The following is an 11,606-nucleotide window of genomic DNA, read 5'->3' on the forward strand; positions in this document are numbered from 1 at the left end:
CGGCTACTGCAATCGGTACCGGAGGACCGCCGCGATGCCCCCGAGGTTCTTCAACTGCTCGCCGGGCTGGAACTCCGCGGAGAACACGGTGACCTCGCCGCCCTTCTGTTCGACCGAGTCGATGATGTCGTTGACGTCCACGTCCCAGTCGCCGTCGCCCTGTCGCTCCGCGCGGAGCCGCGAGTCCAGAAGCAGCAGGTGTTCGACCGCGCCGAACTCCGCGGCCTCCGCGACCTGTTCGACGCCGTAGGCCGCCTTCGCGCCCGTCGAGATGTTCTCCATCAGTTCGTCGATGAGGTTGGCCTCCTCGGCGATGCGGGTCTGTTTCTGCACGTCGTCGACCGCGCCGCGCTTGAGCACCTCGTGGACGCCGCGGTCGCCGACGCCGGCGGTGTCGACGGTCGTGACGATGGTCTCCGCGACCGCGGGGAAGTTGTTCTCGAAGTAGTCCATCGCGTCGTTTTTCGTGAATCCCGGCCCGGCGAGGATGATGGCGTCCACCTCGAGGTGCGACAGCGCGGACCCGAGTTCGTCGAACAGTTCGGACCGCGGGCGGGCGTACTCGCCTTTCCCGGTCGGCTTCGTGAGCGAGGCGTACTCCTCGGTGCCGTACTGGGCGACGGTGTGGATGTAGGCCGCGCCCTCCTCGACGGTGGCGATGGCCACGTCGGGGTTTTCCGCGGCCTGTTCGGCCGTCTCGATGCGGTCTATCTGGTCGGCCTTGAACTGTTTCTCGATGGTTATCTCGGCGCGCTCCTCGACGTTGAGGGTGTGGTGGTGGCCGAGTTGGTCCTCGCGGGAACAGGAGACGATGACGCCGCCGACGCGCAGGCGGTTGGCGAAGCGGGCGAACTCCACGTCGTCGATCTCGATGGTGACGTTGAGGTGCTCGCGCTCGCCGCCGGTGTCCCGCATCTGCTCGTCGTCGCGCTGGATGCGCCGGGTGGTGTCGCCGGAGACGAGGTCACCCGGTTCGAGGACGTACGAGAGGTGCCAGAGGTCGTCGACGTTCTCGGGGACGAGCGTGATTCGCTCGCGCCCCTCCTCGCCGCGACCGCGGCTCGAAATGCGCATACACGTCCGGTCGTCGGGGAACGGAAAAGAGTCCTGCTATCGCGGGCCCCCGCAATCGCAACCGAGCTACCCTACCATCCGGTCGACTGCCGGCCCTTACCGGTGGCGTCGGCGAAGCCGCGCGCCCACAGGTAGTACGTCATCACCTGCACGTAGAACAGGACGAAGAAGCCGACGACGATGGCCGAGAGGAGACCACCGATGAAGCCGAGCACGACCGTGACGACGAGCGCGAGCAACCACGCGACGGCGTACTCGCCGGTGAACGCGCCGGAGAGGATAGTGCGCACGTCGAAGCCGGCCCCGAGGTTGCCTTCGATGGCGAAGTTCGCTCCGGCGGCCGGCCCGATGTAGGCCGCGAGGAGTCCGAGCACGAACACGAGGAGGCCGAGGACGAGCGAGGCGATACCGAGCCCGACGCCGCCAGCGGAGGACGCCGCCGCACTCCCCGTCGCCGCCTCGGAGACGGTGAACGTGCCGATGCCGATGATGACCGAGAGGAGTATCGCCGGGACGATGGCCACTAACGCCCAGACGAACGTCACCACGAACAGCTTCAGGCCGTCGACGAACAGTTCGCCCCAGTCCGTGAACGAGGGCGCGGCCCGCTCGCCGTTCGCGGCCGCCCGCATCGCCCTGACGAAGTAGCCTTGGAGGATAATCCCTGGGAATATCAACACAGAGAGCAGCCAGAGAACCCCGCCGATAATGGTCGTCGCAACCCAGTCGTCGCTTCGTTTGAGAAACCACAGCGCGTCGGAGAGCATACCGTTGGGGTGTCGCGGCGCTATCGGCTTAGATATTCCGTCGAAAATTCGAATTCTCGCTGATAGTTCAGACGGCGGGCTGCTCGCCCGGCGTCTGGCCTTCGTCCATCATCTCGACCTCGTGGAGTTCGCCCCACGTCTTGCCGATGATGTAGTAGGCGGCGACGGCCGCGTAGAACGTCACGAACGCCCCGACGACGAAGCCGAGAAGCGGGATGACGTTCAGGACGCCGACCACGATAGACGACGCGAACAGCACCGCGAAGGACATGAGCCACGCGGTGGCGTACTTGCCCGAGGTCAGGATGGGACGGAGCGTGCCGATGTCGAACGCCGCGCCCATGCGGTCGGTCTCGGCGTAGTTCGACAGCGCCGCCGGGATGAGGTACGCGGCGAGCAGGCCGAGGACGAACGCGAGCAGGAGGCCCACGAGCGCCACGATGCCGCCGACCGCGCCCGCGGCGTCGGAGCCGCCGGCCGCCGCGCCGACGATGCCGGCGAAGCCGAACACGCCCGCGATGATGGCCGGGACGAGCGCGTAGACGAACGCGATTGCGAAGCCTTTCACGCCGTCTATCGCCATCTCACCCCAGTCGTCGAACACCGGGGGCTCCTCGTCGCCCTTCATGGTCGCGCGAACGACCCGAAGGAGATAGCCGATGACGAGGAACGTCGGGACGATGAGGACGCTCAACAGGCCGAGGACGCCGCCGATGAGGACCGTCTTTACCCAGTCCTCACCGTTTCGAAGGTAATTGAGTGATTCTGAAATCATGATGTTTCACCGAGCGCCACCACCCACTCACCGGCCGTTCGGCCGCGTGAGAACCGCGGGTTGACACGCGCGCTCGATGCAACATTACGACGAGAAAGTATATAATCTTGTACCCGAGGTGTCCGAATAATTGACTATTAAGCCGTCTAACGCCCGATTACCCGAAGGCGGCGGCGACGTTCACTCGTCGACGATATCGCTCCCGCCCGGCGGGAGGAACTCCTGAATCTGGTCGGGTGACGCGATTTTTCTGACGAACGACTTGTCTGCGAAGCGCTCGCGGAGCCGACGATAACACAGTTTCGCGGCGTCGTTCTGGGCGTACTGCCCCGGGGTGAGCGTCAGCGTCGTCTCCGCGCGCGTCTCGATTGCCGACGGCGGGCCGCCGATGACGCGCGTCTCGTCTTCGCACTGGATGCCGACCGCGACCTTCGCGGGCACGTCCTCGAAGTACTCGCGGTCGCCGCGGACGACGAAGCTCCCCTTTTCGATGTACTCGCCGGATTCGGGCGTCTTCGACACCTGCGACGGCTCGACCATGTAGGCGTCGTCGGCGAAGCGGCCCTCCTTCCAGATGGAGGAGTACGAGACGGCGAACTGCGCGGCCTCGCGGAGCGTCTCCTCGGAGAAGTCGACCGCTTGGGCGGGCTCGCTCGGTCCCGTCGCCTTCAGGAGCGTGACCGGCCCCCCGTGGGCCTGCGTGTGGAAGAAGCGGTCGTGCTTGCTCATGTACTTCTTCACTAACTCCTCGTTTTGGTCGGCGTTGCGGCCGCCGACGACGAGGTAGCCCGTGGAGGTGTGGAACCAACGGAACCGCTCGAACCAGTGTTCCGTGGACTTGACGGGCACCGAGTCGAGCGCGAGCCAGTCGGTCTCCTCGGGTTCTTCGTCCTCGTCGTCTTCGTCGTCGTCGCCGTCGTCGGCCTCCCACTCGTCGCGGCGCTTCTTTACGGCCGCTAACTCCTCGCGGGTGTCCTCGATGGCCGCCAGCGCGCCCTCCTTTTTCTCCTCGATGCGTTTTGCCTCGGTGTAGAGGCGGTCTGCGTTCTTCTCGACGCCCATCGACACGTCGAGGGTGACGGTCGCGTCGTCGAGGTCGACGGTGACCGTGCCGTTCGCGCCGTCGACGTTCGTGACGGCCTCGGCCTCGGGGATGCCCTGTTCGGCACCCTCTTCCAGCGTCGCGGCGATGTCGTCCCACGGGACGCCCTCCTCGCGCGCGCCGCGGACGGTCGACAGCACGTCGTCGACGAGGTCGTAGTTGGCGTACAGCAGTTCGGCGCGCTCGCGCTCGTCTTGGGCCTGCTGTTCGAAGCCCTCGATTGCGCCCTCCTGCTGGTCGATGATGCGCTGCTGTTTGGCGATTTGCTCCTCGAAGTCCGGGCGGTCGGAGGTCGCCTCCTGCTCGTCGGCGGTCAAATCGAGCCGGAAGAAGTACTCGTCGAGCGCGTCGTTGAACGTGTCGTAGGCCTCCTCGTCGAGCCCGGCGTTCTGGTGTTCGCGCAGCGGGAAGGGCGTCACGTCCACGACTTCGCCGTCGTCGTCGAGGTAGAGCCGCGGGTCGAACTCCCCGGCGCGCACCTGCTCGCGGAGGTCGACGATGGCGTCGTAGATGTCGTCGTAGTCGTCGTCGGTGGCGTCGGCGATGTCGAGGGTCTTCTCCACGCCGGCGCGGGTACACAGCTCCTCGGCGTAGAGGCCGCCGAGGTTCAACTGGGTGGCGAGCGTCCGCACCACGTCGGTGTCGGACTGCTCCATGTTCCGGCCGAGGGCGTCGCGGCTGACGGTGAGGGGGTCGAGCCGCGAAGCGGGGTACTCGTACTGCGACCCCGGCGCGACCGTCCGCGACTTGAGTCGCACCGTCTCCAGACTGCGGACGACTTCGCCCGTCTCGTCGAGCACCGCGATGTTGCCCTGTCCGAACAGCTCGACGACGATTTTCGTGTTCTCGTCGCCCCGCTCGAACGTGAAGGTGAGGATGCGGTCGAACTCGTACTGCTCGACACCCGCGAAGTCGGCCCCGCTGAGCCGGTTTCTGAGCATCATCGCGAAGTTCGGCGGCCGACCGGGGGCGTCCGGTACGTGCTCCTGTGCGGCGAGGTGCGCGCGCTTTATCTCGCCCACTTCGAGGAGGAGTTCGAGCCGTCCGCGGTCGAAGTCCCGCATCTTGAGGCGAAGCAGGTCGTCGCCGTAGAGGTACGCCTTGTCGACCTTCGCGCCCTCGTACCGGTTCAACTCGGTGACGAGGGCCGCGAGGTCGACGCTCGTGAGTTCCCGCTTCGGATCCATGGACTCGCTTTTTGGCGGCGAACGAAAAGGGGTGTCGTTTCCGCGAATGCGACGCCTCCCCGACTCGGGGAGAAGATACTTATCAATAACCCTGAATATTGTCGGTGAATGCGCTCTCGCACCCTCGCGCTCGTCACCCTCGCCCTCCTCGTCGCGCTGGCCGGACTCCCCGTCGGAAACGCCCCGGCCGAAGCGCGACCCCCGCCAGAGGCCGTCTGCGGCGTCTGCGGCGAGGCGTTCGAAGAAGCGGGCGACGCCGCCGGCGTCCCGCTCACGGTCGAATCGAGCACGCTCCGAGTCCGCGTCGGCGACGACGGCGTCGGCACGTGGACCGCCCGCGTCGAACTCGACGACGACTCGGCCGCGACGTTCCGCGAGAACCCCGAACAACTCGACCGCGTCGTCCGCGGGACGTTCGACGACTACCGCGTGTTCACCGACGACCGCAGACGCCTCGAAACCCGGATGGACGGCGACACCGCGGTCGTGACCTTCGAGGTGCCCGAGATGGCGTCCCGCGGCTACGGCGACGTGCTGGTCGTGGACTACTTCCACGACGACGGGGTCAGGGGCACCGTCTACGTCGACGCCGACCGGTTCACTGTGACCGGTCCCGAGGGGTCGTCGCTCCTCACCGCGCCCGCCGAGACGCGGACCAACGGGACGGCCGCCGTCTGGAGCGCCGCCGACGAGGGCGCGTCGAGCATCGGGAGCCAGACGTACCTCACGTTCGGCCCCGACGCGGGGCTTGCCACCACGGCCGCGGCCTACGCCAGCCTCGCCGCCGACTCCGGCCCCGGCGTCCTCACGAACCTCGCGTGGGTCGCGGTCGTCCCGACGCTCGTGCTCATCGTCGGCGTGCTCCTCGTCCGGCAGTTCGACCGCCGGTTCGACGACGAGCGCGGCGCGCGGCGCTTCGGACCCCCCGTCGCGGCACTCGGTGTCATGTGGGGGCTCTGTCTCCTCGTCGTCCAAGCCTTCTCCGGGAGCGCCGCCGCGGTGGCGTGGCTCCTCGCCCTCCAACTGGTCGCGCTCGGCGTCGTCTCGGCGGCCCGCCCCGAGGCGCTCGGGTTCCGCCGCCTCGTCGCCGCCGCCGTCGGCCCGCAGGTCGCGCTCGCGGTCGCCACCGCGATTTCGATGCCGGGGGCGAACCCGTGGGTCTCGTTCAGCGCGTTCGCGTTGGCAACCGCCATCGTGTTGTTTCTGCCCCTCGGCTACGCGGCCCGGCGCGGCGGGAGCACGCGTTTGCTGTCGCTCGCCATCGTCGCCGCACCCACGGCGTTCGCGCTTCCGATGGTCCCCGTCGGCGGCTACGGCGTCCTGTTCGTCGGCGTGCTGCTCGTCGTCTGGGTGCTGGTGACGCTCGCAACCGGATCGCTCGTCTACCGACTCGGCTGGGCGCTCGGCGGACGGACCGGCGACCGTCGGCCGTCCGGTGGGACCACCGACGCGGCGACGTGACAGGCGGTGGTGTCACGGTCCGACGGGGTCGCGTACTGGGTGCTCCCCCCAGCGAATCGCCGGGCGAAGCAGCAAATTTTGTGCATAGCTACGAAGCGTAGTCGTATCCGATACCGACGGTGGAGGTTTCGATGCGAACCGGGGCGACGCGGAACCACCCGTCTATCGGCGGTCTCGCCCCTGAAACGTCAGTGTACGGGCAGTAACGCGACGGTCGGTGACCGTTGTAGATAGGCGCAGGAGCGATGGGGAGAACTGCGTTTTTGAAAAGGGAAGCCGTTGCTGGGGTATGTTCGGGACAGTACGAACCGTGTGGGACGAGTATCGCTCGGTCCCACTCATCTATCGTATCTTCGTTGCGTTCGTCGCCGGGTCGGCGGCGGGTATCCTCTTCGGGGAACGGATGGCCGTGGTCAGCCCGTTGGGCGAGCTGTTCATCCGGTTGCTCAACATGCTCATCATCCCCATCATCGTCTTCACACTTCTCTCGGGGATTCGCCAACTTTCGCCCGCTCAGCTGGGGAAAATCGGCGGCTCGACGGTCGGGCTCTACGCGGTGACGACGACCATCGCCGGTCTCATCGGCCTCGCCGTCGCGAACATCCTGCAACCGGGGCGAGGAGTCGAGTTTCTCGATGCGGAAGCCAGATCGCAAGCGCCACCGTCGCTGACAGACGTTCTCCTGGGAATCGTCCCCAGTAACCCCGTGACTGCGCTGGCCGAGGGGAACCTGTTGGCGACAGTCTTCTTCGTCATCACCTTCGGCATCGCGCTCACGTACGTCCGAGCACGGCAGGATGACCTTGCCGAGACTGTCGATTCGATTTTCGCTGCCTTCGAAGTCGGCACGGAAGCGCTGTTCGTCATCGTCCGCGGTGTCCTCGAATACGGTGTCGTCGGTATCTTCGCGCTGATGGCGTCCGGTATCGGCACCGAGGGCATCGGCGTGTTCTCCTCGCTCGGTGAGTTGGTGCTGGCCGTCGCTGTCGCCGTCGTCGCGCACATCGTCATCACGTATCTGTTCTTGCTGATGGGACTGGTGATGAACGTCTCGCCGGTCGCGTTCCTCGCCGGCGCGAAAGACGCGATGGTGACGGCGTTCGCCACCCGTTCGTCGAGCGGGACGCTCCCCGTCACGATGCAGAACGCAGAGGAGGACCTTCGAATCGACGAGCGTGTCTACTCGTTTGCGCTCCCGGTCGGAGCAACCGCAAATATGGACGGGGCTGCGATACGACAGGCGATAACCGTCGTGTTCGCCGCAAACGTCGTCGGACAACCGCTCGTGCTCTCCGAGCAGGTGCTCGTCCTTCTGGTGGCGGTGTTGATTAGCATCGGGACCGCGGGCGTCCCCGGTGCGGGGCTCGTGATGTTGACTGTCGTCCTCACGCAGGTGGGGCTGCCGCTGGAGGTCGTCGGGTTCGTCGCCGGTGTCGACCCGATTCTCGGCCGAATCGCGACGATGAACAACGTCACCGGCGATTTGGCCGTTTCGAGCGTCGTCGCGAAGTGGAACGACGCAGTCGACTTCGACGACGGGGTGTGGGCACGGTCGGCAGACGGGCTCCGGGATATCGTGTCGTCGGCAGACTGACCGTCCCAGTGTGACGCACCCCGGTCGGGCGTCAGTTCGCGCGGCCGCTCCGAAATCGTCAGGTAGCACCCCACGAAACGTCCGACGATGACCAACAGTGACGTTCGCGTCGCCACCGGCGACGCAGAACGCGACGACGCCTTCGGCGTCCGCAAGGCCGTCTTCGTGGACGAACAGGGCGTCGACGAGGAACTGGAGTGGGACGAACACGACGACCCCGACGCCGAGGCGGTCCACTTCGTCGCCTCCCGCGACGGCGACGCGGTCGGCGCGGCCCGACTGCGCGAGTACGAACCCGGCGTCGGCAAAGTCGAGCGCGTCGCCGTCCTCGAATCGGCCCGCGGCGAGGGCTGGGGGCGGCGACTCATGGAGGCGCTCGAAGCCGAGGCGCGCGAGCGCGGCTTCGACTCGCTTCTCCTCCACGGCCAGACGACCGCCGAGGGGTTCTACCGCGGCCTCGGCTACGAGACGACGAGCGACGAGTTCGACGAGGCCGGCATCCCGCACGTCGAGATGCGGAAGTCGCTGTAACGACGCCTAATCCTCCGAAACCGACGTCTCGACCGGCTGACTGCGGCGGTCCTCCCGTAACTGGAAGCCGTCGGCCTCCTCGCGGGCGAGCAGTTCGCGCTGCGGGTAGGGTATCTTGATTCCCTCGCGGTCGAAGGCGAGTTTCACGCTCCGAAGCACCTCGGCTTTCGCCTGCGCACGGCGCGGGGCCGAGGGGCTCGTAATCCAAAAACGCAGTTGGAGGCCGATGGCGGAGTCACCGAACGTCGTCGGCATCACCTGCGGCTTCGGTACCCCCTCGACGAACTTGAGGTCGGAAAGCGCCTCCTCGGCCACCGACTCGGCGCGTTCGATGTCGGCCTCGTAGTCGATGCCCACGTCGAGGCGGAGCCGGAGGCGGTTGCGCTTCGTCCGGTTCGTTATCTTCGCGTTGGTCACGCGGTCGTTTGGGAAGACGACCGTCTCGCCGTCGGCGTTGCTCAGGCGGGTGTTGATGATGGTGATGTCGGTGACGATGCCCTCGGCGTCGTCGATTTCGACCCAGTCACCCAGTTCGAACGGTCGGGAGAACATCAGCACGAAGCCCGCGATGAGCGACCCGAGGGTCTGTCGCGCGGCCATCCCGACCACGATACCGAGGAAGCCCGCGCCGACGAGCAGGCCGCCGATTCTGACCTGCCAGACCGTGAGCGCCGCCATCCCGACCGCGAGGAGGACGACCAGTTGGAGGACGCGGAAGACGATGCCCTGCTGGTGGGCGTTGATGTTGTCCGATGCGGTCGCGTACGAGTCCAGTTTCTCTTCGAGGACGTTCGTCCCGACGAGCGCCCCGGCGAACAGCGCGACCGTGGCCCCGAGTTTGGCGGCGTTCGGCACCGCGACGGCGAGCAGTTCGGTGAGGTCCGCGGCGAGGCCGGTGTAGCCCCAGAGGAGCAACAGCGAGAGCGCAGCGCCGACGAACACCGCGAGTTGGAGCGTCCGGACGACGACCGTCGCGGGAAACAGCCACGCCGCGTCGGTGACGGCGTCCGGGACCCGCGGGTGGGCCAACACCCGCGTTCGGAGTTCGGCGGTCGCCCGCGAGACGAGCCGCGGCGCGAGAAAGACCGCGATACCGAGCGCGAGCGCGACGAGCGCCGCCGAGATACCGAGTCGCTCTTCTGTCGAAACGAACTGTGCGAGCGTCGAGCGGAGGTCCTGAAGCCACGTCGCCGCCTGCCCCGAACCCGCCGCACCCCCCTGTGGTGCCATCCTACCGTGTGCGATGGGTCAGACAGTAAAAGCGTGACGGAGCGACACTCAGGAATGAGAATCGGCAGGAGAGCGCTCGTCGGCTACAACCGCTTCGACACGTACGGCCCAGTCCCACCTTTTTCCGAGACTCGCTTCGCTCGTCTCGCAAAAATCTGGACCAAAAATCCAACTATTCCCTACAGCCGCTTCGACACGTACGGCCCGTCCTGATGGTAGCCGAGTTTCTGCTTGTAGTACTGCCGGACGCCGATGCCGGAGATGACCGAAATCTTGTCGTAACCGGCCTCGCGGGACAGTTCCTCGGCGTGGGCGAGGAGCTTCTTCCCGTAGCCCTTGTGCTGCCAGTCGCCGTCGGCACCGATACCCGCCTCGGAGCCGTAGACGTGGAGTTCGCGGACGAGCGCCGCGTCCTGAAGCTCGCGGCGGACCGGATTGCCGGGGAATCGGAGCCGACAGAAGCCGACCAGCAGGTCCTCGACGGGGTCTTCGAACGAGATGAAGTGCTCGGTCCCGCCGGCGACCTCGTAGGTCATCACGTCGAGTTCGATGCGTTCCGGGTCCGGGTCGGCCTCGTTCATGCCGACCTCGCGGGCGCGGATGTCCCGCTGGACGATGCCGCGCTCCTCGGCGCGCTGGGCGGCCAGTTGCCGGAGGTTGGACTTCCAGACGCCGGCGTCGATGAAGTCCGCGGGGATGTCCCGCTGGACGCGCTGGAGGCGTGTGTACTTCGGAATCATGCCCATGACCTCCGCGACGATGTCGGCTGCCTCCTCGTTGTTCAGCGGCTCGTACTCGTCGCGCCGCCACATGTCGTAGGTGACGGTGTCGCGGACGATGAGCGTCGGGTAGATTTTGAGGTAGTCGGGCCGCCAGTCGCTGTTTTCGAACAGCTGACGGAAGTCCTCCAGACACATCTCCTTGGTCATGCCGGGCTGACCGGGCATCATGTGGAAGCCGACCTTGAACGCCGAGTCGCGGAGGCGGCGGTTGGCGTCGATGGAGGCCTGCACGCCGTGGCCGCGGTGCATCTCGCGGTTGATGCGCTCGTAGGTCGTCTGGACGCCGACTTCGACCTTCGTCGCGCCCAAATCGAGCATCCGGTCGATTTGCTCGGGGTCACACCAGTCGGGCTTCGTCTCGAACGTCGTCCCGATGTTGCGGATGTCGTTCGTCTCGTTTTCCGCGATGACGTCCTCGATGTACTCGAACTCGACATCCTCGGGGTCGGGCTTGAACGACCGGTCTTCGGCCGGTTCCGGCTCCTTGTCGAGGTCGTAGTCGTTCATGGCTTCGAGCGCCCGCTTGACGAACCACTCCTGGTAGTCGTGGCTCCGGGCGGTCATCGTCCCGCCCATGAGGATGAGTTCGACCTTGTCCACGGGGTGGCCGATGTGTCGAAGCTGTTCGAGGCGGAGCGTGACCTGCCCGTAGGGGTCGTAGTCGTTCTGGACGCCGCGGGCGGCCGCGGGCTCGTGGCCCGTGTACGACTGCGACGAGGAGAACTCGCTGGCGGGTCCGCCGGGACAGTAGAGGCACTTCCCGTGGGGGCACATGTGCGGCGAGGTCATGATGGCGACCGGCGAGACGCCGGAGGCGGTGCGGACGGGCTTGCGCTGGACGACCTCCTTGACCTCCTCGCGGCGGTCCTCCGGGGCGTACTGAAGAATCTCGGCGTTCTTCGGGACCTTCGGCGAGGAGTGTTCCGAACAGGCGTCGAGCTTTGCGGATTCGAGGTCGTCGCGGTCGACGTCGCCCGCGAGGATGCGCTCGACGAGCGCCTCGCAGGTCCGCTCGAACGCCTCGGACTCCGTCTCGGTCTCGGCGCTCACGGCCACACCTCCCGTTCAGCGACGTGGTGGCGGTTCATGGGCGCGAATCGGGT

At 66.6% G+C, this 11,606-nt stretch carries 9 protein-coding genes; 3 read left to right on the forward strand and 6 right to left on the reverse strand.

Features of this window, described 5'->3' with window-relative positions:
• Positions 1-3: 3 nt before the first annotated feature.
• The 4 genes from E4P24_RS14495 to rqcH form a co-directional block, all read right to left on the reverse strand.
• Complete coding sequence (locus E4P24_RS14495) at positions 4-1,074, reverse strand: mRNA surveillance protein pelota (protein ID WP_115891509.1); 1,071 nt, start codon at positions 1,072-1,074, stop codon at positions 4-6.
• A gap of 71 nt (positions 1,075-1,145) precedes the next feature.
• Positions 1,146-1,841 (reverse strand): DUF4013 domain-containing protein, encoded by a 696-nt coding sequence (locus E4P24_RS14500; protein ID WP_008605286.1) that lies wholly within the window; start codon positions 1,839-1,841, stop codon positions 1,146-1,148.
• A gap of 67 nt (positions 1,842-1,908) precedes the next feature.
• A complete protein-coding gene (locus E4P24_RS14505) occupies positions 1,909-2,616 on the reverse strand; it encodes a DUF4013 domain-containing protein (protein ID WP_006601571.1) in 708 nt (235 codons plus the stop codon).
• Between the two features lie 180 nt (positions 2,617-2,796).
• Positions 2,797-4,905 carry a ribosome rescue protein RqcH gene (gene rqcH / locus E4P24_RS14510; RefSeq protein WP_004061232.1) on the reverse strand — a complete coding sequence of 703 codons (2,109 nt, stop codon included), beginning with the start codon at positions 4,903-4,905 and terminating at the stop codon, positions 2,797-2,799.
• Between the two features lie 108 nt (positions 4,906-5,013).
• Here rqcH and E4P24_RS14515 point away from each other — a divergent pair, with 108 nt between their 5' ends.
• From E4P24_RS14515 to E4P24_RS14525, 3 genes are all read left to right on the forward strand, one after another.
• Positions 5,014-6,366, forward strand: a complete 1,353-nt coding sequence (locus tag E4P24_RS14515) for a hypothetical protein (protein ID WP_115891510.1) — start codon at positions 5,014-5,016, stop codon at positions 6,364-6,366.
• Positions 6,367-6,655: 289 nt separating this feature from the next.
• Positions 6,656-7,960, forward strand: coding sequence for a dicarboxylate/amino acid:cation symporter (locus E4P24_RS14520; protein ID WP_013035604.1), 1,305 nt, complete (start codon positions 6,656-6,658; stop codon positions 7,958-7,960).
• 87 nt (positions 7,961-8,047) lie between these two features.
• Positions 8,048-8,491, forward strand: a complete 444-nt coding sequence (locus E4P24_RS14525; protein WP_004061227.1) for a GNAT family N-acetyltransferase — start codon at positions 8,048-8,050, stop codon at positions 8,489-8,491.
• A gap of 6 nt (positions 8,492-8,497) precedes the next feature.
• Here E4P24_RS14525 and E4P24_RS14530 read toward each other — a convergent pair whose 3' ends face one another.
• On the reverse strand, positions 8,498-9,721 hold the full coding sequence (locus E4P24_RS14530; RefSeq protein WP_004061225.1) for a mechanosensitive ion channel family protein: 1,224 nt from the start codon (positions 9,719-9,721) through the stop codon (positions 8,498-8,500).
• 179 nt (positions 9,722-9,900) lie between these two features.
• On the reverse strand, positions 9,901-11,559 hold the full coding sequence (locus E4P24_RS14535) for a tRNA uridine(34) 5-carboxymethylaminomethyl modification radical SAM/GNAT enzyme Elp3 (protein ID WP_144858612.1): 1,659 nt from the start codon (positions 11,557-11,559) through the stop codon (positions 9,901-9,903).
• Between the last annotated feature and the right edge of the window lie 47 nt (positions 11,560-11,606).

The sequence above is a fragment of the Haloferax sp. AS1 genome (assembly GCF_014530665.1).
In the GTDB taxonomy this organism is placed as follows: Archaea; Halobacteriota; Halobacteria; order Halobacteriales; family Haloferacaceae; genus Haloferax; species Haloferax volcanii.